Annotated in this window: 23 protein-coding genes and 1 pseudogene; 15 read left to right on the plus strand and 9 right to left on the minus strand. The window is 40.3% G+C overall.

Annotated features, from left to right (window positions below; all coding sequences use genetic code 11):
• Positions 1 to 70 precede the first annotated feature (70 nt).
• A complete protein-coding gene (locus O1D97_RS02415; RefSeq protein ID WP_269122508.1) occupies positions 71 to 1,381 on the minus strand; it encodes a M18 family aminopeptidase in 1,311 nt (436 codons plus the stop codon).
• Positions 1,382 to 1,501: 120 nt separating this feature from the next.
• Here O1D97_RS02415 and O1D97_RS02420 point away from each other — a divergent pair, with 120 nt between their 5' ends.
• The gene (locus O1D97_RS02420; RefSeq protein WP_269122510.1) at positions 1,502 to 3,511 is read left to right on the plus strand and encodes a carboxy terminal-processing peptidase; all 2,010 of its coding nucleotides are present in this window, start codon (positions 1,502 to 1,504) and stop codon (positions 3,509 to 3,511) included.
• Between the two features lie 84 nt (positions 3,512 to 3,595).
• Here the strand turns inward: O1D97_RS02420 and O1D97_RS02425 are convergent, their stop codons facing one another.
• A complete protein-coding gene (locus O1D97_RS02425; protein ID WP_269122512.1) occupies positions 3,596 to 3,805 on the minus strand; it encodes a DUF2788 domain-containing protein in 210 nt (69 codons plus the stop codon).
• A 28-nt stretch (positions 3,806 to 3,833) separates the two neighbouring features.
• On the opposite strand from O1D97_RS02425, the gene O1D97_RS02430 reads away from it, so the two are divergent.
• Complete coding sequence (locus tag O1D97_RS02430; RefSeq protein ID WP_269122514.1) at positions 3,834 to 3,986, plus strand: hypothetical protein; 153 nt, start codon at positions 3,834 to 3,836, stop codon at positions 3,984 to 3,986.
• 210 nt (positions 3,987 to 4,196) lie between these two features.
• Here O1D97_RS02430 and O1D97_RS19755 read toward each other — a convergent pair whose 3' ends face one another.
• Positions 4,197 to 4,511 (minus strand): CZB domain-containing protein, encoded by a 315-nt coding sequence (locus O1D97_RS19755; protein WP_428981082.1) that lies wholly within the window; start codon positions 4,509 to 4,511, stop codon positions 4,197 to 4,199.
• Positions 4,512 to 4,613: 102 nt separating this feature from the next.
• Positions 4,614 to 5,273 (minus strand): annotated as a pseudogene (locus O1D97_RS19760) (methyl-accepting chemotaxis protein); the annotation flags it as partial.
• A gap of 66 nt (positions 5,274 to 5,339) precedes the next feature.
• Here O1D97_RS19760 and O1D97_RS02440 point away from each other — a divergent pair.
• The 3 genes from O1D97_RS02440 (at position 5,340) to O1D97_RS02450 (ending at position 8,179) form a co-directional block, all read left to right on the plus strand.
• Positions 5,340 to 5,918, plus strand: coding sequence for a thymidine kinase (locus O1D97_RS02440; protein ID WP_269122517.1), 579 nt, complete (start codon positions 5,340 to 5,342; stop codon positions 5,916 to 5,918).
• A gap of 2 nt (positions 5,919 to 5,920) precedes the next feature.
• Positions 5,921 to 6,841, plus strand: coding sequence for a recombination-associated protein RdgC (locus tag O1D97_RS02445; RefSeq protein WP_269122520.1), 921 nt, complete (start codon positions 5,921 to 5,923; stop codon positions 6,839 to 6,841).
• 192 nt (positions 6,842 to 7,033) lie between these two features.
• Positions 7,034 to 8,179: a cation diffusion facilitator family transporter gene (locus O1D97_RS02450; RefSeq protein ID WP_269122521.1), complete on the plus strand. Its 1,146-nt coding sequence runs from the start codon at positions 7,034 to 7,036 to the stop codon at positions 8,177 to 8,179.
• A gap of 21 nt (positions 8,180 to 8,200) precedes the next feature.
• Here O1D97_RS02450 and O1D97_RS02455 read toward each other — a convergent pair whose 3' ends face one another.
• Positions 8,201 to 9,535 carry a DNA recombination protein RmuC gene (locus tag O1D97_RS02455; RefSeq protein WP_269122523.1) on the minus strand — a complete coding sequence of 445 codons (1,335 nt, stop codon included), beginning with the start codon at positions 9,533 to 9,535 and terminating at the stop codon, positions 8,201 to 8,203.
• Between the two features lie 60 nt (positions 9,536 to 9,595).
• On the opposite strand from O1D97_RS02455, the gene O1D97_RS02460 reads away from it, so the two are divergent.
• The 4 genes from O1D97_RS02460 to O1D97_RS19535 are packed head-to-tail and all read left to right on the plus strand — an operon-like array spanning position 9,596 to position 13,737.
• Complete coding sequence (locus O1D97_RS02460) at positions 9,596 to 10,219, plus strand: YigZ family protein (RefSeq protein WP_269122525.1); 624 nt, start codon at positions 9,596 to 9,598, stop codon at positions 10,217 to 10,219.
• 22 nt (positions 10,220 to 10,241) lie between these two features.
• A complete protein-coding gene (rapA, locus tag O1D97_RS02465) occupies positions 10,242 to 13,064 on the plus strand; it encodes an RNA polymerase-associated protein RapA (protein WP_269122527.1) in 2,823 nt (940 codons plus the stop codon).
• Positions 13,064 to 13,573, plus strand: a complete 510-nt coding sequence (locus O1D97_RS02470) for a pseudouridine synthase (RefSeq protein ID WP_330221427.1) — start codon at positions 13,064 to 13,066, stop codon at positions 13,571 to 13,573. Before rapA ends, O1D97_RS02470 begins: the two co-directional genes overlap by 1 nt.
• Positions 13,574 to 13,581: 8 nt before the next feature.
• Positions 13,582 to 13,737 carry an RluA family pseudouridine synthase gene (locus O1D97_RS19535; RefSeq protein WP_330221428.1) on the plus strand — a complete coding sequence of 52 codons (156 nt, stop codon included), beginning with the start codon at positions 13,582 to 13,584 and terminating at the stop codon, positions 13,735 to 13,737.
• Positions 13,738 to 13,785: 48 nt separating this feature from the next.
• Here O1D97_RS19535 and O1D97_RS02475 read toward each other — a convergent pair whose 3' ends face one another.
• Positions 13,786 to 14,631 (minus strand): histone deacetylase family protein, encoded by an 846-nt coding sequence (locus O1D97_RS02475; RefSeq protein ID WP_269122528.1) that lies wholly within the window; start codon positions 14,629 to 14,631, stop codon positions 13,786 to 13,788.
• 117 nt (positions 14,632 to 14,748) lie between these two features.
• The gene (locus tag O1D97_RS02480) at positions 14,749 to 15,852 is read right to left on the minus strand and encodes an HD-GYP domain-containing protein (protein ID WP_269122530.1); all 1,104 of its coding nucleotides are present in this window, start codon (positions 15,850 to 15,852) and stop codon (positions 14,749 to 14,751) included.
• A 118-nt stretch (positions 15,853 to 15,970) separates the two neighbouring features.
• Between O1D97_RS02480 and O1D97_RS02485 the strand changes: the two genes are divergently transcribed.
• Positions 15,971 to 16,429, plus strand: a complete 459-nt coding sequence (locus tag O1D97_RS02485) for an EVE domain-containing protein (RefSeq protein WP_269122532.1) — start codon at positions 15,971 to 15,973, stop codon at positions 16,427 to 16,429.
• An 8-nt stretch (positions 16,430 to 16,437) separates the two neighbouring features.
• Here the strand turns inward: O1D97_RS02485 and O1D97_RS02490 are convergent, their stop codons facing one another.
• Positions 16,438 to 17,148, minus strand: a complete 711-nt coding sequence (locus O1D97_RS02490) for a hypothetical protein (protein ID WP_269122534.1) — start codon at positions 17,146 to 17,148, stop codon at positions 16,438 to 16,440.
• Between the two features lie 254 nt (positions 17,149 to 17,402).
• Here O1D97_RS02490 and miaB point away from each other — a divergent pair, with 254 nt between their 5' ends.
• The 5 genes from miaB to lnt all read left to right on the plus strand — a co-directional run bounded on the left by miaB (position 17,403) and on the right by lnt (position 22,757).
• Positions 17,403 to 18,752: a tRNA (N6-isopentenyl adenosine(37)-C2)-methylthiotransferase MiaB gene (gene miaB, locus O1D97_RS02495; RefSeq protein ID WP_269122536.1), complete on the plus strand. Its 1,350-nt coding sequence runs from the start codon at positions 17,403 to 17,405 to the stop codon at positions 18,750 to 18,752.
• Between the two features lie 84 nt (positions 18,753 to 18,836).
• Positions 18,837 to 19,826 (plus strand): PhoH family protein, encoded by a 990-nt coding sequence (locus O1D97_RS02500; RefSeq protein WP_269122546.1) that lies wholly within the window; start codon positions 18,837 to 18,839, stop codon positions 19,824 to 19,826.
• Positions 19,826 to 20,290, plus strand: a complete 465-nt coding sequence (gene ybeY, locus O1D97_RS02505) for an rRNA maturation RNase YbeY (protein WP_269122538.1) — start codon at positions 19,826 to 19,828, stop codon at positions 20,288 to 20,290. Before O1D97_RS02500 ends, ybeY begins: the two co-directional genes overlap by 1 nt.
• A 12-nt stretch (positions 20,291 to 20,302) precedes the next feature.
• Positions 20,303 to 21,172 (plus strand): CorC family transporter, encoded by an 870-nt coding sequence (locus O1D97_RS02510; RefSeq protein ID WP_269122540.1) that lies wholly within the window; start codon positions 20,303 to 20,305, stop codon positions 21,170 to 21,172.
• Between the two features lie 52 nt (positions 21,173 to 21,224).
• The gene (gene lnt, locus O1D97_RS02515; protein WP_269122542.1) at positions 21,225 to 22,757 is read left to right on the plus strand and encodes an apolipoprotein N-acyltransferase; all 1,533 of its coding nucleotides are present in this window, start codon (positions 21,225 to 21,227) and stop codon (positions 22,755 to 22,757) included.
• A gap of 45 nt (positions 22,758 to 22,802) precedes the next feature.
• On the opposite strand, the gene O1D97_RS02520 is transcribed toward lnt, so the two are convergent.
• On the minus strand, positions 22,803 to 23,384 hold the full coding sequence (locus O1D97_RS02520; protein WP_269122544.1) for a nucleoside deaminase: 582 nt from the start codon (positions 23,382 to 23,384) through the stop codon (positions 22,803 to 22,805).
• Positions 23,385 to 23,688 lie beyond the last annotated feature (304 nt).

The raw sequence follows: 23,688 nt of genomic DNA on the forward strand, positions 1-23,688 counted from the left end.
CTTTTTATTAGACCAAGAGAAAAAGGCTTTATTTAACACCTTAAAAGCGAACCGAATATAGCAAAGCGCCTTACTCTTCTTCTGAAGACATTAGCACTGGTGTATTGATAAAACGAGCCAACACTTTAGAGAGACCATAAGCATCTTCGCTACCTGCTAACTCTCGAATTGAATGCATTCCAAATGTGGGCAATCCTATATCAATAGTTGGAACACCAATTCCACCGGCCATAATAGGACCTACCGTACTACCACACGCCATATCAGAACGAACCACAAACGTTTGCACTTCATACCCTTCCTGCTTAGCTAGATCACGATAGATACCAGCTGTTTCACTGTTTGTCGCGTAGCGTTGATTACTGTTTACTTTAATAACTGCACCAGAGTTAATCATGGGCGCGTGTAATTTATCGTGCTTAGCCGAATAATTCGGGTGTAATCCATGAGAATTATCTGCTGATATCAGCATAGAGCGATTAATGGCTTGAACAAAGTGCTCAGGATTTGGAGATAATCGCTGTAATACATCCTCCAAGAAAGGACCGTTGGCTCCACTGGTCGATAAACTGCCCACTTCTTCATGATCCGTACAAATCAATAATGCAGGTTGATGACTTTCTTTAGCCGCTAATAAAGCGTCTAAGCCAACAAAGCAGCTTAACAGATTGTCTAATCGAGCAGAGCAAATAAACTCCTTATGTAAACCCACAAGCGAAGGGGCTTGAGTGTCATAAAGAGACAATTCAAAATCTAAGATCTCAGCCCCTCCTAATGTTGGATGCTGTTTACGAACTTGTTTCATCAAAACCGATTGCAGCTCAAGTTCTGATTTAGCTAGACCTAAGATTGGCAACATTTCTTCCTGTGGATTCACTGAAAAGCCGTCATTTGCACTTCGATTCAAATGGATAGCCAAATTAGGAACAACAGCAATGGGGTCTTTAAAATCGATTAAACGACTTATACGCTCCCCTGAATCTAACTTTAATGTGATACGTCCTGCCAAAGAAAGATCGCGATCAAGCCATGTGTGTAAAAGCACACCACCATATATTTCAACACCCAACTGATGATAGCCAGAACGTACTACATGAGCATTGGGTTTTAACTTCAAACATGGACTATCTGTATGGCCACCAATCATTCGCCAACCGGAACTATGAAAATTTAGCGTGGGAGTAGTGAAAGCAATAATCGACGATGCATTGCGCGTTACAAAATACTGACCACCTTCTTCAATCACCCAATGGTCTTTTTCTTTTAACTCTTTAAACCCCTTATCGAGCAAGGTAGCTTTCATACTATCTACAGCATGAAAAGGCGTCGGTGAATTGTGCAAAAATGATAATAGAGACTGATTAAAAGCTTGATTTTTCATAATTTTTTGAAATGCCTGAATCTAAAAAAGACTTTTTAACGGATTAACTGGTCATATTGCATCATGTCTAATATGATTTCAAAATGAATATGGATAATTATTTAAGAGAACCGAATCCAGATGAATTATAAACACTTATTTATATGCCTTTTAATGGGGGCAACGCTTTCTGCCTCCCATACGTTTGCTTACAACAAGCTTAAGCCATTAGACGAAAATAAAGAAGTATCTCAACAACTCGTTGAAATACTAGAACGAGTTCACTATAACAAAACCGTCATCAATGATGAAATATCCTCAATGGCTTTCAATCATTATTTAGATTATTTAGACCCAAGTAAAAGCTTCTTTCTACAAAGTGATATAGATTCTTTCTCCAAGTATAAGCTTACTTTTGATGACGCGTTAAGGTCTGGAGACACCGAAGTCGCCTACACTATTTACAATGTATTTCTAGAGCATTTGGAAACCAGACTAAATAAACTAATAGCAGACTTACCCGCTATGATTAAAGGATTTGATTACACCAAAGACGAAGTGCTTAATATCGACCCAGATCAATTAAACTGGTCAGATACGCAAGCAGAACTGGATGAGATATGGCGTAAACGAATCAAGAATAGAGCCTTAATTCTGAAAATGAATGACCAAACTGAGGAAAAAATAATTGAATCCTTAACAAGGCGCTATAAAAATCAACTGAAGCAAATTGAACAAACCGACGAAATAGATATTTTTCAAATTTTTGCTAACTCAATAACCGCCAGCTTGGATCCTCATACAAGTTATTTTGCGCCGCGAGCATCGGAAACCTTCAATATCAATATGAGTCTGTCTCTTGAAGGGATTGGCGCCGTTTTACAACAGGAAGATGAAGCAACCAAAGTTGTTCGATTGGTTCCTGGTGGCCCGGCGGCCTCTCAAAGTGACCTTGCACCGAATGACAAAATTATTGCCGTCGGTCAAGACGGCGAGGAGATGATTGATGTTGTTGGTATGAGATTAGATGATGTCGTTGATATGATTCGAGGAGAAAGAGATACCGCGGTGAACCTTGAAATTATCCCGTCTAAAGGTAATGGGCAGACTAGCAAAATCATTTCTATTATTCGTAAAAAGGTAAAACTAGAAGACCAATCTGCACAAAAACATATTGTGGAGATTGAGCGAAACGGTGAAAACTATAAAATAGGTGTTATAAAACTACCTACTTTTTATTCTGACTTTGCCGCCATTCAAGCGGGAGACCAAAACTACAAAAGCTCCACTCGCGACACGAAAAGGTTGATTGAAGAACTGAGAAAAGAAGACATTTCAGGGTTAATTCTCGATTTACGAGGCAACGGTGGAGGCTCTTTACAAGAAGCCAACGCTCTTGCAGGATTATTTATCCCCTCAGGGCCAACTGTTCAAATCCGGGATGCCAGCGGAAGAGTCAGTATTTTAGGAGATCAAGATCGCAGTGTAACCTATAGTGGTCCAATGGCTATCTTGGTAAATCGCATGAGCGCCTCTGCCTCAGAAATCGTTGCCGGAGCGTTACAGGATTATGGGCGCAGTATCATCCTTGGAGGGCAAACATTCGGCAAAGGTACGGTGCAAGTTCTACAAGCGCTTGATAAAGGCCAATTGAAAATCACTCAAGCTAAGTTCTACCGAGTATCTGGGGAAAGCACGCAACACAAGGGCGTCGTCCCTGATATTACCTTCCCTTCGTTACTTGATGAAGATACGGTGGGGGAAAGCGCTTTAGACAACCCTTTACCTTGGGATCAAATCCACGAAACGCGCTACCCTGTTTATTGGGATATTCCATCAATAACACCAAAGTTAACGAAAGAGCACAACAGACGCATAAAACAAGACCCTAATTTCATTTCAGTGATAGAACAAATCGATTACATCAAAGAAAGAACGGAGAATATAAAGACGATCTCTCTAAATGAACAAGACAGACTTGAGCAACAAAAGAAAGGTGAACAGGATGAAATTGCTCGTGAAAATAAACGTCGCGAAGCACTTGGGCTAGAGCTCATTGAATCGGTTGACGACATTGTTCCAACAGACGAAGACAGTTATGAACATGAAGCCGGTGAAATATTATTAGACTTCATTTCATTGAATCAATAAAGATCGTTAGGATTTCTAGGTAACTTGTCTCTCATTACAGATAAGTTACCTAGACAAACAGCCACAAATGTCCCGCTTTTCTATTTACCCAGAGAAACCAGTTAACAGTTCTATGATAATCCCTTTAAGTGCGAACGCCATCATCCCCAAACCTAGACCACCTACAATTATAAAAGTACCGAGGCGGCCCGCATTGGCTCTGCGCGCTAAATCAAACATAATAAACAGTAAAAAAAGACACAACCCGGATACCATTACTGTCATCATAATGGATTCAAACTCTTCTATTTCCATTTTTTAAACACCTTTATTAAGCATAAACATGGCAAAATCATCATCAGACCGCAATACTATCGATTTATTTGGCAAAACTCGAGGCCGCCCCGTCACTCAACCCTTACCAAGGAAAGAACAACTAAAGAAAAATAAACAAATACAAAGGGCGAAAGAAAAAAACTGGGACTTAAACGTCTAGAAATCATATTAGATCAAGAAACAATAGAAAAGCTCGATACTCTCTGCTTAGAACAAGATATCAAGCGAGCAGAATGGTTAACCATGCAAATTGCACTGGCTTACTCAAAAAGAAAAACTAGTCGAAAAAAGCGCGTACTCAAAGAATAAAATCCTTTCAAAAATACGCACTTTTAGAAACCATTTTACTTAACTACAAAACCACACTGACTTAATGGGTTTCTAACTGACTCAATAAATTAATCACCTGCACACTGGCGGCTTCCATCGCAGCTAGATGCTTGATAGCCCTATCAAGATCACCTTCTTGTTTTGCAAGTAATGCATCAATGCCATTCTGATGAACTTGAGCATGGGGTTCATCAAGCTGCTTAAAGACGGAGCTATTTTGAAACTGTTCTTTACCCTCGGCAAGATACCATTTACCTAAACGACAGTTATTATGGTCCGATATAGAAGATACATCCGGCTTTTTATCCACAGAGAATAGACGATGAATTTCTGCTTTCCACACCATATGATCCATTTTAACCGTATGTAAAAAACAATTTGTCGCCTCATGATCCAATTCTTTCTGCGTGCTTAAGGCCGTGCTAATAACTTCTTGCACATTTCGCACAGTTTCACCCGTTAGGGTAACCAAATCAGAACATCCTGTTGCCACCATATTGATGTGACCATCAGCGATCCCTGTATTTTTCTCAATGGCTTCCACTAATTGCGCTATCTCAGCACTGGCATCTCCCGATTTTTGAGCAAGTGAACGGACTTCGTCTGCCACAACAGCAAAGCCTCGACCTTGCTCACCTGCCCGAGCCGCTTCTATTGCGGCATTCAGCGCCAGCAAATTGGTCTGCTCTGAAATGCCACTCACAATACCAACGAACTGAGTAATATTACTTGCTAATGTTTTCAGCGTTTTTACGCTTGAATTACTTTCTACTGCGCCATTCTGAATAATGTCGATGGCTTTTTGTAGTGCATTCATCGCTTCTGCACTTTCATTTGCCGTCTGTTCAAAATCTACCAGCTTCTTACTTTCATTATTTAGCGCATGCATACTGCCTTCAATAGAGTCACGCACGCCAGATAAAAGACCAAGGCTATCTAATAGTAAGCCATCTGTATTTTTTTGTTTTGCCGATAAGCGCAATGATTCTAATTCTGTCTGGGCTTTCTGATGTTTAGAAAGCAGTTCTGTCATTTCCTGATTTAAGGCGGTTCGGTCTAATTCTAGTAACTCAAGCTTTTCTTCTAGTTGCTGGATTTGTTTACCCTTTCCCCACATATAAACCTCTTATTCGTTGTTGTTTGTTATAATCATTTAAATTACCACTAACTATAGAATAAACCCATGGCAAAGCTATATTTTTATTTTTCCGCAATGAACGCTGGTAAATCCACCGTTTTATTACAATCAGCGCATAACTATCAAGAAAGAGGCATGAAGCCTTTACTCTTGACGGCGGCTTTAGACAATCGCTATGAAGTCGGACAGATCTCCTCTAGAATTGGTATTTCTGCTGAAGCTCGGCTATTTGATAAACATACGAATTTACTTCAAATTGTTAAAGATGCGCTTACAACTCAAAACATTGACTGTATCCTCATTGATGAGTCTCAGTTTTTAACAAAAGAACAAGTATACGATTTAACTGACATCGTTGATGACCTGAATATTCCAGTGCTCGCATTTGGTATTCGTACAGACTTTAAGGCCGAACTATTCGAAGGCAGCCAGGCCTTATTAGCTTGGTCAGATAAACTCATCGAACTAAAGACCGTTTGCCACTGCGGAAGTAAAGCAACGATGGTTATTAGGGTCGATCCTGAAGGCAATCCTGTACGAGAAGGCGCACAAGTAGAGATCGGAGGCAATGACAGATATTTATCTGTTTGTCGTAAACACTTTAAAGAAGCACTTAAGGGCTAATCATGTGGTTTAATAATATTCAAATATTCCAATTAAAAAATGTAGAAGCACTCGATACCAATGAATTAGTTGATAAATTACCTGACTTCCCTCTAAAAGAATGCGGTAGCCAGGAAGAGTTTTCCTTTGGCTGGCTACCTCTTATCCGCAAAAGTGAGCAATGGTCTCTTATTGGAAATAACTGTTTGATGATAAGAGCAGGCAAAGAAGAAAAAGTGCTGCCCTCTTCTGTCGTTCGCGAAGAATTAGAAAATAAAGTATCCGAAATTGAGCTGTTAGAAGGTCGCAAGGTAGGTCGTAAGGAAAAGTCGGACTTGAAAGACGAGCTGGTTTTTACACTAAGACCAAAAGCGTTTTCTAAACGTTCTGACATCTGGTGTTATTTTGATCTTAAAGCAAAAATTTTAATTGTAAATAGCACCAATGCAAGCCTAACCGAGCTGCTTTTTAAACAGATACAAACAACTCTTGGAAGTTTTTCCATGACGCCTTTGCAAGCACTGGCATCACCGTCTAGTATTATGAGTGAGTGGTTATTAAACAATGATTTACCTGCCAGCCTAGAAACAGGTGATGAATGTGAGATTCAAGATGGCTCAGAAGAAAAGGCAAAGATTCGTTTCAAAGCATTGGATCCTTTATCTGAAGATGTTACTCGGCACATAGAACAAGGCATGATGGTCATGAATTTAGGCCTAAAGTGGACAGAAAAGCTGAGTTTTGTTCTACATGAAGACTTAACACTACGTAAACTAAAATTTGATGACACTCTCAAAGATCAAGCATTTAATGATTCACAAGGTGGAGGTTTAGCTGATCTTGATGCAAATTTCGCACTAATGACATTAACTCTTAGAGAATTTTTTGCCTCTTACTGCCTGTGGTTTGAAATCAATCAAGAGGAACAGACGGCGTTAACATGATCGTCATAAGCCTAGCGTAGAGTGCCGTATATAACGCCTGTATGCCCCCAATGTTTTCCACAAATTAGGTGGATAACATTGGGGAGAAACGATGCTAGCTTATATAATACAATCGTCCATAAGAATAGATCTCAATCGTACAAAATCGCCTTACTCCTATTTTATGAATTATTTGGCACTATACTTTCTCCTATGAAAACTATTGAAAAAAATCTTAAAGAACAAGAAATTGCTAAAAAAGTAACGTTAGTAGGCGCGGGATGGGATGCTATTCTTGGGTTAGCTAAAATTATTGCCGGTTATTTATCGCAATCTCAAGCCCTGATTGCTGACGGTATTCATTCTCTGTCCGATCTAGTAACGGATGTCTTTGTCTATATGGCAGCAAGTAACTCCCATGCCGCTCCTGATGAGAAACACCCCTATGGACATCGTCGATTCGAGACCTTAACGACGGTATTTCTTGGTCTCGTTCTTATCATCGTCGCTCTAGGTATCGCCCTAGACACTATGATCAATAACAGCACGCCGACTGTGACCTGGTATGGCTTAGCTGCCATAATCACCACTATTATCGTCAAAGAATCCATTTTCCACTATACAAAAAAAGCAGGAGAAGCAATTGGCAGTAAGATGCTAGTTGCAAATGCTTGGCATAGCCGCAGTGATGCGCTCTCCTCCATTGCGGTTCTCGCTGGCTTAGGTGGGGTTTATATTGGTTGGCCTTGGGCAGATAAAGTAGCCTCTATTTTAGTGGCTATCTTGATTGGTAAAATTGCTATTGAAATGATTTTAGAGAATATTGCTGAATTAGTTGATACCGCGCCTGATAAAAAAGTGATTGAAGAAATTACCGAAACAGCCAACAGCTTAAAAAATGTAATGAAACCCCATGATATTCGAGCGCGTTCAATGGCTGGGAAAATCCATTTAGATATGCATATCCATGTGCCGGCTTATATCAGTGTCAGCGAAGGCCACTACATTAGCGATAAGGTCATACATACCATAAAATCCAAACATGCCATTGTAGAAGACGTCTTAATACATATTGATCCGGAAGGAGTAACACATAAAGGCGAGAAGAAAACCACTGCATTTCACGAAAGAGATCAAATCATGGCGGATCTTGGATTTTTACTACGCAGACACTCAGCTTACCTGCATCTGGAAAAAACTCGGTTACACTATTTCAATAGTGGCTTAGAAATTGATCTCATAGGGAACGCTTTAACCGTACCTGAAGGCACTAACTTACAAAAACTGACCGCAGGCATAGAACAAGATTTATCTACATTGCCTTATTCCAATAAGAAAAGTATTTTTTGGCAGTTCTAAAACAACGAACAACCTTGAGGATTATTTAGGCAGGGTTGTCTCTCCTAACGGCAAATGTACATCCGCACCCTCTCCATGCTCGTCCTGTATCGTTAGTTGCTTATTGGTTTTCGCGCCCATTATTTTTAATTGCTCTGCACGGTTAATGAGGTTACCTCTCCCCGTAGTCAGTTTTTTCATTGCACCATCGTAACTTCGGTTTACTTGCTGGATTTTATTGCCTATATCATCCATATCAGTAACAAAACCAACAAATTTATCATACATGGCCCCCGCCTGCTTAGCGATCTCTAGGGCATTTTGACTCTGCTTTTCATTGCGCCATATATTTTGTATGGTTCTTAATGTCGCCAACAAATTAGAGGGACCGACGATAATAATATTATGTTCAAAGGCTTCACTAAACAATCCATTATCCGCCTGTAAAGCCAGACCAAACGCCGCTTCGATTGGTATAAAAAGTAAAACAAAATCCAAAGAAGTGACACCTTCTAAATTATGGTATTCCTTCGCACTCAATTCTTTTACATGACGCCTTACCGCTTCCAAATGTTGTTTTAGTGAACGTTTTCTTTCCTCATCAGTGTCCGCCTCAACGTATGCAAGATAACTGACTAACACCATCTTTGAATCGACTATTACCTGTTTCCCATCTGGCAAATAAATAATTACATCGGGTTGATAACGCTTACCCGCCGTAGTTTGAAGTGACACCTGTGTTTTATATTCTCTGCCTTTTGCTAGACCTGAACGCTCTAAAATACGCTCTAGAATGACTTCCCCCCAACCGCCTTGAATTTTATTTTGTCCTTTCAAGGCATCGGTTAGGTTCATCGCATCATCGCTAATTTTTTGGTTTAACTGTTGGAGTCCTTTAATCTCTTTTATTAAAGAAAAGCGTTCTTTAGCCTCTTCACTATAACTCTGCTCAACCCGCTGTTGAAAAGAGTGAATTTTTTGACCTAATGGTTCCAATAAAGAAGATATCTGTTTTTCATTCTCGGCGGCTAAATGGCGACCTTGCTGACTCATGATGTCTTGTGCTAACTGCTTAAACTCCACCTCTGATTGGCGTTTTTGCGCCTGGTAGAAAACTTCTTTTTCTTGCCAAACTTGCTGAGCGGACGCAAATTGTTGCTCTAATGTAATCGCTTCTTTTTCCATCACATGTATTTGCTCTCGCATCTGTTGTAATAATTGATTGTGATTATTCAACAAATTTTGGCTTTTTTCCGCTTCAAGCTGACACTGTCGCTTGATTGACTGTACAATAGAGTACGCAATAAAAGAGACGACAATGGCCCCTAAACCTAAGCCCAACAAGCTCCATAGTGCAGGCACAAGCCAATCTGTCATGTAATCACCGACCCTTCTGTATTAAAAATACTTATAGAAAACAATAGATAATAAGTTTACATGGATTACTACCTAAGCCCAATAGAAGAACAACGCTTTGACCTTGTAATTAAAAATAGTCAATTCATTACTCGTGTAAAAAGAACCTGTGGTCGAATGGAAGCCAAAGCATTTATTGACAGCATTCGTACTCAATACCCTGATGCAAATCATCATTGTTGGGCGTTCGCTGCTGGCGCTCCCAGCAATGTGCACTTATGGGATCAAAGTGATGATGGAGAACCAAAGGGTACCGCTGGCAAACCGATGCTGAATGTATTGCAGCATTCGAATTTCGGTGAAACGACGGTTGTGGTCACTCGATACTTTGGGGGCGTTAAATTAGGCGCTGGCGGCTTAGTGAGAGCTTATAGTCAAGCGGTTCAGCAAGCACTCAGTCAAACCGTATTTGAAGAAGTCTACCCACGCCATGCAGTATCGATAAAAGTGTCCTATTCTTTATTAGGTAAAGTGGAATATTGGTTGGAACAAAGCGACATAGAGGTACAAGCAAAACACTTTGATACAGATATCACGATCGAGTTAGGGGTTATCCCAAACTCGTGGCAAGAACAAAAAACAGCCCTTGAGAACCTTGGTCAAGGCAGCATTATTTTTATTGAACCTGAATTAGACAACAAATAACTAGATTGGATTATTAATCACTATGTATCAAACTGGACAAAGATGGAGTAGCCGTAACGAGTCAGATCTCGGTATCGGTATTATTGTTGAATTAAAAAGCAAGTCTTTTACTCTACATTTCCCTGATGCGGAAACAGACCGTCATTATTCTGTGAGCCAAACTAGTTTAGTCCGCCGTACATTAACTGTTGGCGACGAACTGTACTTCCAAGACGAGCCTTTCCTAATAGAAGGCGTTCGTGAAATTGATGGATTATATGAATACTTCATTGGTGATGATTGGTTAGAAGAAAGTATTATCCAATTTCCAAGAAATGACAAAAACGAACTGGATGCTATTTTATCCATTTCTCCGGCTCGTCGCATGTGGTTTGATCTTCGTCGCCACACCCTAGAAAATCAAGGACGCTTAGCCTCTTCTCCAGTACGCGGGTTAATGGGATTAAAAGCCGAGCTGCTACCACACCAAATTTATTTAGCACACGAAATTGCTAATAGACCAGTGGCTAGAGCCTTATTGTGCGACGAGGTTGGCTTAGGTAAAACCCTAGAAGCAGGTTTGATTTTACATCATAGAATGTTAAACGGTCTTTGTAAGCGCGCGCTCATTTTAACGCCAACAAACTTACAACACCAATGGCTAGTGGAAATGCTCCGTCGCTTCCATCAACATTTTGCATTAATCAATGAATCCGTTTATCAAGAACTCTATGAAGACGATGACAATCCGTTTGAACAACAGCCTCTGGTAATAGCACCTTTGGAATGGGCATCCAATCACCCACGAGCATTACAAGATATGCTTAGTGCGGAATGGGATATGGTGGTAATTGATGAGGCTCATCACTTAAACTGGCATCCCGAAACTCCAAGCCAAGACTACCAAACAGCCGCTTTGCTGGCTCAAACAACAGAGTCATTATTATTATTAAGCGCAACACCAGAACAAACCGGTGAAGAAGAGCACTTCTCCCGTTTACAACTTTTAGATCCAGATCATTATTATGATTTTGAGCGTTATAAAACGCAAAAAAATGAGTTTCAGCAAGCCGCTAATTTAGCGGAAATGTTGCTTCCTTTATCTCAAGGAAAAGAAACGGTAACCGCTATTGATTGGCCTAGCACCTTTGGTCATTACTTACCTCAAGTGCAAGCAAAAGAATGGTTTGAAAAATTAAATAACAACATTAAGGGTGATACTCTAATTCAAGCCGCCGCAGATGCTATTGATTGGTTAATCGACCAACATGGTACAGGCCGAGAAGTATTCAGGAACACTCGCTCAGCCATCGGAGGATTCCCAAAACGTAAATTGACTAGCTACCCTCTGGAAATGACAGATGTGTACGCAAACGCAAAAAACTATCCCTACCCACAGGCAGATGTTGATACCTCCCTTTGGGCCTATGATCCACGCTGGGTATGGTTAAAAGAATTTTTAGAATGCCAAGCAGACAAGGTTCTAGTTATTTGTCATACGGCGGATGTCGCCCAATGGTTAAGCGAGCAGCTCAATTTTGCGGGCTTCCAAAGTGCTAACTTCCATGAACAAATGCCATTAATACACAGGGATCGCGCTGCAGCGTATTTTGCCGACCCAGAAGGTGCTCAAATTCTGATATGCTCAGAGATCGGCAGTGAAGGTCGAAACTTCCAGTTTAGCCATGATTTAGTGATGTACGACATGCCGGAACACCCAGATTTGCTTGAACAGCGTATTGGTCGATTAGACCGTCTAGGGCAAACCCATGATGTGCATGTGCATGTACCCTACCTAATTGGCAGCATGCAAGAAAGGCTCTTTAATTGGTATAACAGGGGACTAAATGCATTTTGCCGCACCACGTCTAATGGTGATCAAGTCAATCATGCATTTGCTGAGCAATTAAAAAGCTATTTACTTGGTCACGATGATGATGAAACCCTATTAGACGAAGCGCATACCTATCATGAAGCGTTACTAAAACGGATGGAAGAAGGTCGTAACCGGCTGCTTGAAATGACGTCTTGTCGCCCTGAGCAAGCAAGAGCACTAATTAATACCATCGAAGAAAGCGCAACCAAAGGGTTACACAAATACATTGAAGACGTTACCCATGCCTTTAATATTTATGCTGAATGCATGGATGATACAGAAGATAAGAGCGCTTGGTTTATCCGCCCCTCTACCGACATGATGATTGAAGTGCTTCCTGGTGTCGATGACGAAGGTAAAATGCTTGTTCTAGACCGCCGTCAAGCCAGCCAAAGAGAAGATGTAGCATTTGCCACTTGGGAACACCCACTTATTGCTATGTTAATGGATGAAGTACAAGCTTTTGAATCAGGTCGATTAACCTCTGCCACACTGCCAATCAGTGCGCTGCCTGAAGGCACGGTTCTCATTGAAAGTATGTTTGTTATCGAAGCAAGTGCTCATCCTAGATTAAAACTGAGTCAGTCCTTACCCATTACACCAATGTGGCAACTGTCTGACTCTAATGGTAAGTTCCTTCATAAACAATTTACCGCCGACAAGTGGGCTGAAAAGCTAAAAGGGGTACCGAACCGTGTTGCCGAACAATGGGTGGCCGCGTTACGTAAGAATCTCTTAGAGGTACTGCAAACCCACCAATTGAATGCACAGGATCAAGCACGTCCTATCATTCAAGCCGCTAAACAGGATTATCAGCACAATTGGCAGAGCGAAATTGATCGATTAACGGAGTTACAACAGCATAACGAAGCCATATCGCCTGAAGAGCTAGAACAGCTTTATAGTAATATGAATGAAGGCCTAAAACAACTTGACGAATACACCATTAGACTGGATGCGATTCGTGTTATTTTGACTACCAAACCATAATGAACTTAGCACAAGAATCAAGTTTAATTACCAGACCTGCAGCAGCTGAGTTATTAGTGCTGCAGGTCTTATATGAAGACGAATGGTTTGCCGTGATAAATAAACCTGAAAATTTTTTGTCGGTTCCTGGTAGAGGCGCCAACAAACAGGATTCCATTATTTATCGTGCTCAGCAGCATTTTGGAGAAGCCCATGCGGTACATCGATTAGACTATGCAACATCCGGTCTGATTCTGGTTGCCAAGACCTTAGAATGCCATCGCCGATTATCCGAACATTTTCGTGAACGTATTGTCGAAAAAGAATATCAGGCGGTGGTTCGTGGACCTTACTTTGGGGAACAGGGTGTAATTAGAAAACCACTTCGCTGTGATTGGCCTAATAGACCGAGACAACAGATCTGCAAAGAATGGGGAAAAAACGCAGAGACGCACTGGAAAGTTCTCGCAAAAAAAATAACGGCATCAGGGTGCAACTCATCCCCATTACGGGGCGATCCCATCAACTAAGAGTTCATATGCAGAGTATTGGTCATGCCATTATTGGCGATGAATTTTACGACAAAGACATTTTACCCGAAAATAATCGTTTATTACTGCATGCCTACAGGTTGGAGTTCCACCACCCTTTTACTCAAGCCTGGGTGAAATTCGTCTCTCCCTGCCCTTTCTAAGGCCACTAAATTGGAGACGTTAACCAGTATTACAGGACAAAAAATCTCTTAAAGAATCCCTACTATTTGCTTAGCGGCTTGGTGAACCAAACTATGTCGCTTAGCAACAACCCTTTCATCTCTGTCATAACCTCCCCCAATCACCACTGCAACGGGAATAGATTGATCTCGACAAGTTTTTAAAACATATAAATCCCGTTGAAAAATACCGTCATCAGTTAAGTTAACATAACCTAAACGATCGTTTTGATGCACATCGACACCCGCATCATAAAAGATAAAATCTGGCCTATATTGCTCTAGCAAATTTGCTAACCTTGACTTAAGAATGAAGAGGTAAAGAGCATCTGTCGCGCCTTTAGGAATAGCAATATTAATGCCCGCGGCCTGCTTAATTTGAGGATAGTTTTCTTCACAATGCCAAGATACGGTTATCACTTGTTTATTGTTGGCAAAGAAACTAGCTGTACCATCCCCTTGATGCACGTCACAATCCAATATCATTACGCGCTCCACCTTACCTTGCTCCAGCAAAGAAGAGGCGGCGACAGCCAAATCATTAAAAATGCAAAAACCTGAACCATAAGCGGGGTGAGCATGATGAGTTCCACCCGCCAAATGACAAGCCAATCCAAACTCTAATGCCAATTCCGCCGTTAACACCGTTCCTGAAACCGCTCTTAAGGTCCGCTCTACTAACCACTCAGACCAAGGTAATCCTATTTCTCCAATTTCCTTTGGAGAAAGCTGCCCTCGAACAAAACGTCTTACATAACCCGCATCATGAACTTTCATCAACAGCGCTAGTGACATAGGACTAGGAGTAAACAAATTATCGTTTGTCAGAATACCAATTTCTCTCAAATACTCAGCTAAAAAGGCAAATTTCTTCATCGGAAAACGATGGCCAGAGGGAAAAGGTATACTGTAGTTTGGGTGGTAAATTAAAGGTAGCATGGGCTTTTTAAGGAGATAAAATCAGTCAACAGCATTCTCAGTTTTACTACATGATTATTTATTTTTCGCAACGAGCAATTTACGTACCGCTCGATTAAAAGCTTCAATTAAGTGGGGAGGGAAATGCTTTCCACTTTCTAAATTTACTTTTTGAATGGCCCGCATGGCACTTTTTTTGTACTCATCACCTGACTTCCCCCAAACAACATCAATAAACATGGCCGCCATGGAGACAACAAATGCACCAGTCGGAATCAGAGATCCAACCAAACCTTCAGGAAACCCATTACCATCGAACTTTTCTTCATGGGCCATAACAATCGCAACGGCTTGCTCCCACCCTTCATGCTTACTAAGCAATTGAGCTCCGACAATAGGATGACTTGAAATCGCTTTTTCTCTATTTGGGTTACCTTCTTCAAACTTTAAAACAACCGCCATTCCCATATCATGCATATAGGCTGCCGCACTTAATTGAACAGGGTCTTCCGGATACTTTAATTCTTCATTTATAAGTAAACACAGTTTCAATATCCGTTCTCCGCGTTCCGGAGAGTAACCAAGTAAACGATTCAGTTTTGAAGAGAGTCCCTTAAACGTATCAATGTCTTCTTGTTGCAATTCGGTAAATTCGACTTTTATCAATAGGCTAAGACTGCTCTTTTCTTTTTCTAACACACCCTCTTTAAAATTAACTATGCTTTTTATAATCTGGGCCGCTTTTTCAGGTCTGGCACTGTCAATTTCCATGGCATACAGTTCATCTAAATTTGACTGCATTAATTCTAAGATATCTCGATCGGCACCATGACTTTTATATAATTGCTGTAATAAAGTAAAGACTTCTTCAAGGATAATGTTCGTTAAAGAACCTAGTTGATAATCGTATCCTATATAACGTCCGCGCATACCATCTACTATTTCTTCTAGTTTATGCAATACATCGACCAAAGGATCTAGAAAACAGACTGAGCAATTGCCTTTCATGCTATGTAAAGAGCGAAATAAATTATCCAGCTTCTCAAAAGAAAAACCGTCATCCTCAATTTGATTTAGGATACTTTCTATCTCTTCTTGTGCCTCAACGTAGCATTCTAAAAGATCATCTTTAAGCTCTTTTTCTAATGCTGAAAATTCTTTACATGCAAACTGACTCATAATGCCTCAGTGAAACTTACCATCAATAGAGCGTACAAACTCTTTTATTACATTGTAGATTGAGTAAACTTAATCCGAAACCTAAAAACTGTAGTAAAATGAAATTGCGAGAGAAAAAATGAATTATTGGTTGATGAAATCTGAACCTGATGTGTTTTCTATTGACGACTTAAAGACGAAAACCACATCATGGGACGGAGTGCGGAATTACCAAGCACGAAATCATATGAAAAATATGAAGCAAGGTGACCTGGTCTTTTTCTATCACTCTAGCTGCAAAAACATTGGCATTGCAGGAATAGCAAAAGTAATCACTGAGGCCTACCCGGATCATACTTCATGGGAACCAAGCAACCATTATTTTGATCCAAAATCGACACCAGATAATCCTAAATGGTTCATGGTCGATCTTGAATTTGTCCGTAAATTTCCAAAAATCATTTCCCTTTCAAGTTTAAAAGAGAGCCCTGAATTAAAGGATATGCCCCTATTAAAAAAGGGAAACCGTTTATCCGTCATGCCTGTCAGTGAAATAGAGTGGCAAGTAATCAATCGCAAACAGTCACACACCATTTAATCTATAATCTAGCGAAAATCCCTATCACGTTTTTTTAGTGTGAAGTGGGTATCGAAAAAATAACTAACCCCTAAACCAATATAAAAATGATCGTCTCCAGTTTCAAAAGTTAAGTCTAACCCCGCCTGATTAGAAAATTTTTCTGGTTGCAGGGCTACCCCGACAATCAAAATATCTTCTCGAATGACTTTTTCCTTACGAAGGTAAAACTTCCTATTTTCATCTAAGTAATATTCAACCTTTAAAGACTGGCCTGAGAACGTATCAATTTCATCTTCATATTTAGTATCCGCCATGCCAACCGTTAAGTCACCGAAGTAAAGATCTCCATAAAGATTTAAAATGGTGCTACTTTCTTTGTCCAATTCCTCATCATTCGGTTTCCGTTCTTTATACCCCAGACCAGTACCAAACTTACCGGAACCATTACGAATAAAAACATTACCAGTTACTTCTGATTGAGAGTAACTTTGCTTAGATGAATTGCCAACAAGGTAATCGCTGTTAATTAAGAATTGCGTCGTGATCAGTCTTGTAATTGGCATATTAATGGTCACATCAAGGCCATAATATTGCTCAGATGAAAGCAGCCCTCCACTTGCTCCCACTTCGAAATTTGGTAAGCGAATTGAGGAAAACGCTTCTTCAGCACTTACCGCTACACTGTACAGCAGATTCCCACTAATTATAGCCGCACTGGCGATCATTTTTATCTTCATCGAAAGATTCCATCTCATTATCTTTCGATATATTGTGGAATGAAACGCGTAGTAACACCAGCCTTCTTACAATATCAACTTCATTTTCAGGTAACACCTAAGCGGTTTTAAGTTTTTTAAGGCAATAACCATACTTTCTATAATAAATTGTCATTTTAATAAGGACTTTTAGGTCCAACACTGGGCATATTCATTAAAGCCCAATATAATGGATGCAAAGTCAAACTGACAATTTATTTCAGGTTATAAATTACATGGCAAAGAAACTTTTTATTCAAACTCATGGCTGCCAAATGAACGAATATGATTCGTCCAGAATGGCCGATTTATTAGGCGACAGTCATGAAATGGAGATTACTCAAAACGCAGAAGAAGCAGATGTATTACTGCTGAATACTTGTTCTATCCGAGAAAAAGCCCAGGATAAGGTATACCACCAGCTTGGTCGCTGGAAAAAGCTGAAAGATAAAAACCCTGATTTAATTATTGGTGTGGGGGGATGTGTCGCTAGTCAAGAAGGAGACTCTATCCGAAAACGTGCCAAGCATGTAAATATGATTTTTGGTCCTCAAACACTTCACAAATTACCCGAAATGGTAAATGCAGCCCATAAACACATTCCTATAACCGATGTCACTTTCCCAGAGATTGAGAAGTTTGACCATTTACCAGCACCCAGAGTCGATGGAGCTGAAGCTTACGTTTCAATCATGGAAGGCTGTAGTAAATACTGTACTTTCTGTGTTGTTCCCTATACTCGTGGAGAAGAAGTTAGCCGCCCTTTTCAAGACATTTTAAATGAGGTGTCTCAATTAGCAGAACAAGGTGTGCGTGAAATCCATCTTCTTGGACAAAATGTTAATGCCTACCGTTCCGAAGAAGATGAAGATGAACTTGATCTCGCTGACATTATTCATGCTATTGCAGAGATTGATGGCGTTCAACGTATTCGTTTTACAACGTCCCATCCAGTGGAATTTACGGATAGTTTAATTGATGCTTTCCGTACACAACCAAAATTGGTTAGTCATTTACACTTACCTGTGCAAAGTGGTTCAAATAAAATATTAGCGGCAATGAAACGAGGTCATGATCGTCAATCGTATATTGATAAACTCAACCGTATCAAAGACGCTAGACCAGGTATCAGCATCTCTTCCGATTTCATCATTGGTTTCCCAGGAGAGACTGAAGAAGACTTTATCGACACCATGAATCTTATTCAAGAGATTGGCTTTGATAACTCTTTTAGCTTTGTATATAGTCCTCGCCCAGGCACTCCTGCGGCCGAACTTGAGGACGACACGACTGAAGAACTTAAAAAACAACGTTTAGCTATCTTACAACGCCGTATTATTCAACAAGCATTTGATATCAGTGCTAATATGATGGGCACAGTTCAGCGAATTCTTGTGAGCGGTTTTTCTCCTAAAGACCCAGGTCGAATGCAAGGACGTAGTGAAAACAATCGTCTGGTCAATTTTCCTACGGTTGATGCCAGATTAATAGGTAAATTTGCTGATATATTGATTACTCAGACGTCCCCTAATTCATTGCACGGGGAACTAGTTAATTCCGAGCTTGAAGACGATTTTGATCTTTAACACACAATTATATAAGATCCATCAGCGCAGACGTTTAACTCTATAAGGAATCTCTTGGAAACTATTATTTCACAACAAATCCGCATGGCTCCAGCACAGACCCCCGCTTTAGCGGCACTGTGCGGTAAGCTTGATGAGAATATCAAATTAATTGAATCTCGATTAGAAGTAGAAATAACCTACCGGGGGGAATTATTCGACATATCCGGTAAGTATGCTGACAGAGTAAGTGCCACAAAGGTTTTATTAGAGAACCTGTACAGGGAAGCTCTTGCCGAAAATGAAATTACACGTGAAACTATTCACTTATATCTTCAAGAGTCGGCCTTAGCATCATTAAAAAGCGATCCAAATCAACAAGTCCAAATAATTAAAACTCGTAAAGCGCATATAAAACCAAAAGGTAATAATCAAAATAATTACGTACGTGAAGTTCGTAAAAACGACATCAACTTTGGTATTGGGCCAGCAGGAACAGGGAAAACTTACTTAGCCGTTGCTTGTGCCGTTGAAGCTCTTGAAAGTGATCGTGTTGAGCGTATCATGTTGGTTCGCCCTGCCGTCGAAGCGGGTGAGAAGCTGGGGTTTTTACCAGGCGATTTAGCTCAAAAAATTGACCCTTATCTACGCCCTTTATATGATGCATTGTATGAAATGATTGGCTTCGAACTAGTAGAAAAGTTGATCGAAAAAAATGTCATTGAAATAGCACCATTAGCCTTTATGCGCGGTCGCACATTAAATAACTCTTTTATCATTCTTGATGAAAGCCAAAATACAACGCGCGAGCAAATGAAAATGTTCTTAACTCGTATTGGGTTTGGTTCTACTGCTGTTATTACTGGTGACACAACACAAGTTGATTTACCCCGGGGCACTAATTCAGGTTTATCCCATGCGATGCATGTACTGAAAAATGTCAAAGGCATTAGCATGACGCATTTTAGTTCAGAAGACGTGGTTCGCCACCCATTAGTGCAACGAATAGTCGAAGCCTACGAAGTCTTTGACGTTGAACAGGAAGAAGAGCGTAAAGCCAAAAAAGCGGCTTACCAAGCGCTTGAGGAAAAATAATGTCTGTTTTGGAATTAGACTTACAGGTTGCCACTCAAGATACCTCTAACCTACCAAGTCAAACACAATTAGAAGAATGGGTTCAAGTCGCGTTACCTACTATGGGCGATGAATTTGAAGTCACTATTCGTATTGTGGATATAGAAGAAAGTCAGTCGTTAAATCATGAATACCGTGGTAAGGATAAACCAACCAATGTTTTGTCCTTTCCTTTTGAAGCGCCCCCAGGTTTAGATTTGCCGCTATTAGGCGATTTAATTATTTGTCGACAGATTGTCGAAAGTGAAGCCAAAGAACAAGAAAAACCTGTCTTTAATCACTGGGCACATCTTGTAATTCATGGCATATTACACCTTCGTGGCTATGATCACATAGATGACGATGACGCTGAAGAAATGGAATCAATGGAAATTGATCTTTTGAAGATTTTTAGCATACCTAACCCTTATCTGATAAACGAGTGAGATCAGAATAATATGAGTGAAGATCGATCGAGTACCTCAAACGATCAGCAATCAAAATCTTGGTTTGAGCGTTTAACTCAAGCTTTTAATGACGAACCTAAGAATCGTAAAGACATTATCAACCTTCTTGAAGCCGCGGTTTCATCTGAAGTCATTGATCAAGATGCTTTTACTATCATTGAGGGCGCGCTTGAAGTTTCTGAAGTTCAAGCCAGGGACATCATGATTCCTCCGTCCCAAATGGTGGTTGTAAAATCAGACAATGATCCAAAGACGACGATACGAAAAATTATTGATTCATCACACTCCCGCTTCCCTGTTGTAGGTGAAGATTCGGATGAAATACTTGGCGTCTTACTCGCTAAAGATTTATTACCATTGTTATTCAAGGATTCTGAAATAACAATGGAGGATATCCTTAATCAGTTACGACCAGCAAACTTTATTCCAGAAAGTAAACGTCTGAATGTCTTGTTAAACGAATTTAGGACTAAGCGCTATCATATGGCCATTGTGTTAGATGAATATGGCAGTGTTTCTGGCTTAGTTACTATAGAAGACGTATTAGAACAAATAGTCGGTGAAATCGAAGACGAAACAGACAAGCATGATGATGAAGATATTAAGCCTTTAGATGGCTCCAGTCATTTCATTGTTCCAGCCCTATGTGAAGTTGATAATTTCAATAGCTTCTTTAAAGCAAACTTCAGTGATGAAGAATTTGACACCATTGGAGGAATCCTAGTTCAACAGTTTGGTCATGTTCCTGTGCGGGGAGAAGAAATTGTTATTGATCGGTATAAATTCCAAGTAATGAAATCAGATGGACGCCGAGTCAAAACACTGCATGTTGAAGTGCTTGAAGACAGAGAACAACTTTAGTCTATCAACTTAAATAACCACATTATTTCATTACCATATAGGAAAGCCTTAAATGCGAACTCTTTTCCAACCCTTCATGGAGAAACGTTTTTTAAGGCTTTTTTTTATTGGGATCATTGCTGGTGCACTCAGCGTATTTGCTTTCGCTCCTTTTTCTTTTTGGCCTGCTATCGCCACAAGTATTGCGGGGTTCTCATGGCTACTCTCCCAATCTAAATCCCACAGAGAAGCCGCCTGGTTCGGCTTTTCTATTGGCTTAGGCTACTTTGGTGCGGGTGTCTCTTGGATATTTGTCAGTATTGCGAACTATGGACAAGTTGGCCTAGCACTCTCTCTTTTCATTACCTTTGCATTTATTACGGTTCTATCCACCTTCAACGCTTTAGCTGGTTACCTTTGTTCTCGCTTATTTTTATTTACTCCCACATTATCTAAATCCTTCATTATCAGTTTGACTTTTTTATTTACTGAATACTTAAGAAGCCATTTATTTACAGGATTTCCATGGTTACTAGCGGGCTATAGTATGGAAAAGAGTCCACTTTTTGAACTATCCCCTATTGGCGGGATTTGGTTATTAACCTTCGCCTGCCTCCTTAGTTTTAGCGTCCCCATCAGCCTATTTTTGGCAAAAAAAGACGAATGGAAAAAAGAAATGATCAGTTTATTAGCGGTCATCCTTTTATGGGGGACAGGCGTATTTTTGTCTATCAATAACATCCAATGGGTTATTGAAAAAGACACCATTAAAACAACCCTTGTCCAAGGAAACTTAAAACAAAATGAGAAATGGTTAGTAGAGCAAGCCTCAAAATCACTTAGCTACTATCAGAGTGCAACCATGGATCATTTAGACAGTGACTTAGTCATCTGGCCCGAAACGGCGATTACTTATTTATATCATCAAGTAGAAAATCACTTAAAACCATTCCAACACGTTCTCATGGAATCCAATACAACACTAATTACTGGTATCCCTTACTACAATCAGGAAAACGAACGTTACCACAATAGTATTTGGGCGATGGGGGAAGGCTTTGGTTTGTATTTCAAACAGCGTCTTGTCCCCTTTGGTGAGTACGTTCCCTTCGCTAACTACGTCGGCAAACTACTGGATTTATTCGGCATGCCTATGTCTACTTTCAGTGCAGGTGAAAGAAATCAACCCGTATTACAAGCAAGAGAATGGGGAGTTGCCGCGTTTATCTGCTATGAAATCGTTTACCCTGAACTTGTACGCTCACTCGTAAAAGACAGTGACTTTCTTATTACAGTGAGTAACGATGGTTGGTTTGGTGATTCTTTTGGTCCTGTCCAGCATCTTCAAATTGCCCAATTTAGAGCTAAGGAAACAGGTCGATACGTTGTCAGATCAACTAATACAGGCATTTCTGCTATCATCGATCACAACGGCCATATTACCGCTCAAGCGCCACAATTTATTCGCACAACACTGACCGCACCAATAAAGACCACTATGGGGACAACCCCTTATGTACAATACGGAAATCTCGTTGTCATTACACTTATTCTACTTATGGTGCTGCTACAAGGTCTCTCGTTTCTGCAAAAAACAAAACAGTAAAAAGACCTTGTAAAAACGACCTCCAAGTCTAGGTAGACCGTTTTTTCATAGTGAGCACTTATGCATTACCGCACTGACTCCTTGCCAATCTTCAAGATCTTGATCGGGCTTTGCTGAACGGTATCGGGCATAGCCATCAATGCCTTTTTGATCCTCTAAAATCTCAACTGAGATTCCTTTCTCACGTAGCTGATTCTCACTGCCACCCGCATTAGTAATATCACCCACAACCACACGCTGAAAGCCTCTCATATAAATTAAAGTCGCACAGACATCACACGGGCTTAGGCTGGTAAAAATCGTCGTTTTACTAAAGTCTATTCTCCCCGCATCTCGTATAGCCGACGTTTCACCGTGATTATAAGGATGATCTTCCTGTACTAAGGTATTGTGGCCCTTTCCGAGAATCTTTCGAGTTTCATTATCAATAATGACCGCCCCAATTGGACATCCGCCTTCAGTATCACTCTTCTCTGCGAGTAATACAGCAATGCGCATAAAGTCAGCATCAGACAGAGCCTTTGCGAACGACGCATCCATCAATACAGATAAACTTTTAGTCGGCATATGTGCAACCGAACGTAGCACTGTATCATTTATATCAGTTTGATTTGTTAAAAGAGCCATCATACATCCCCATGAATTAAATATAGATCCTGATAAGAAATCATTCCCTACTTTTGATTGAACCAAGTGTTTTAATTTAACCAAGCTTTAGCCGCACTATTAATCACCACTAACGCCAGATCTAGCTCTGTTAAAATAGAGAAAAAAGGCTCTCGTATCTCTTCAGACTCGCCACCTATTCTACAATCGCAGACGGAACAGTACTCCCCCAGCACCAGCTTGATCAAACTCTTTCAATAAAGCGCGGTCATCGAACTCACCCATAATTTTAGGATGCAAATGATATTTATAGGGTTACTTGTCA

The organism is Marinomonas phaeophyticola (assembly GCF_026966905.1).
In the GTDB taxonomy this organism is placed as follows: Bacteria; Pseudomonadota; Gammaproteobacteria; order Pseudomonadales; family Marinomonadaceae; genus Marinomonas; species Marinomonas phaeophyticola.

Coding starts and splice junctions, on each gene's coding strand:
- O1D97_RS02415 (WP_269122508.1), bottom strand. CDS start 1,381: ATGAAAAATCAAGCTTTTAATCAGTCTCTATTATCATTTTTGCACAAT.
- O1D97_RS02420 (WP_269122510.1), top strand. CDS start 1,502: ATGAATTATAAACACTTATTTATATGCCTTTTAATGGGGGCAACGCTT.
- O1D97_RS02425 (WP_269122512.1), bottom strand. CDS start 3,805: ATGGAAATAGAAGAGTTTGAATCCATTATGATGACAGTAATGGTATCC.
- O1D97_RS02430 (WP_269122514.1), top strand. CDS start 3,834: ATGGCAAAATCATCATCAGACCGCAATACTATCGATTTATTTGGCAAA.
- O1D97_RS19755 (WP_428981082.1), bottom strand. CDS start 4,511: ATGGATCATATGGTGTGGAAAGCAGAAATTCATCGTCTATTCTCTGTG.
- O1D97_RS02440 (WP_269122517.1), top strand. CDS start 5,340: ATGGCAAAGCTATATTTTTATTTTTCCGCAATGAACGCTGGTAAATCC.
- O1D97_RS02445 (WP_269122520.1), top strand. CDS start 5,921: ATGTGGTTTAATAATATTCAAATATTCCAATTAAAAAATGTAGAAGCA.
- O1D97_RS02450 (WP_269122521.1), top strand. CDS start 7,034: ATGAAAACTATTGAAAAAAATCTTAAAGAACAAGAAATTGCTAAAAAA.
- O1D97_RS02455 (WP_269122523.1), bottom strand. CDS start 9,535: ATGACAGATTGGCTTGTGCCTGCACTATGGAGCTTGTTGGGCTTAGGT.
- O1D97_RS02460 (WP_269122525.1), top strand. CDS start 9,596: ATGGATTACTACCTAAGCCCAATAGAAGAACAACGCTTTGACCTTGTA.
- rapA (WP_269122527.1), top strand. CDS start 10,242: ATGTATCAAACTGGACAAAGATGGAGTAGCCGTAACGAGTCAGATCTC.
- O1D97_RS02470 (WP_330221427.1), top strand. CDS start 13,064: ATGAACTTAGCACAAGAATCAAGTTTAATTACCAGACCTGCAGCAGCT.
- O1D97_RS19535 (WP_330221428.1), top strand. CDS start 13,582: ATGCAGAGTATTGGTCATGCCATTATTGGCGATGAATTTTACGACAAA.
- O1D97_RS02475 (WP_269122528.1), bottom strand. CDS start 14,631: ATGAAGAAATTTGCCTTTTTAGCTGAGTATTTGAGAGAAATTGGTATT.
- O1D97_RS02480 (WP_269122530.1), bottom strand. CDS start 15,852: ATGAGTCAGTTTGCATGTAAAGAATTTTCAGCATTAGAAAAAGAGCTT.
- O1D97_RS02485 (WP_269122532.1), top strand. CDS start 15,971: ATGAATTATTGGTTGATGAAATCTGAACCTGATGTGTTTTCTATTGAC.
- O1D97_RS02490 (WP_269122534.1), bottom strand. CDS start 17,148: ATGAAGATAAAAATGATCGCCAGTGCGGCTATAATTAGTGGGAATCTG.
- miaB (WP_269122536.1), top strand. CDS start 17,403: ATGGCAAAGAAACTTTTTATTCAAACTCATGGCTGCCAAATGAACGAA.
- O1D97_RS02500 (WP_269122546.1), top strand. CDS start 18,837: ATGGCTCCAGCACAGACCCCCGCTTTAGCGGCACTGTGCGGTAAGCTT.
- ybeY (WP_269122538.1), top strand. CDS start 19,826: ATGTCTGTTTTGGAATTAGACTTACAGGTTGCCACTCAAGATACCTCT.
- O1D97_RS02510 (WP_269122540.1), top strand. CDS start 20,303: ATGAGTGAAGATCGATCGAGTACCTCAAACGATCAGCAATCAAAATCT.
- lnt (WP_269122542.1), top strand. CDS start 21,225: ATGCGAACTCTTTTCCAACCCTTCATGGAGAAACGTTTTTTAAGGCTT.
- O1D97_RS02520 (WP_269122544.1), bottom strand. CDS start 23,384: ATGGCTCTTTTAACAAATCAAACTGATATAAATGATACAGTGCTACGT.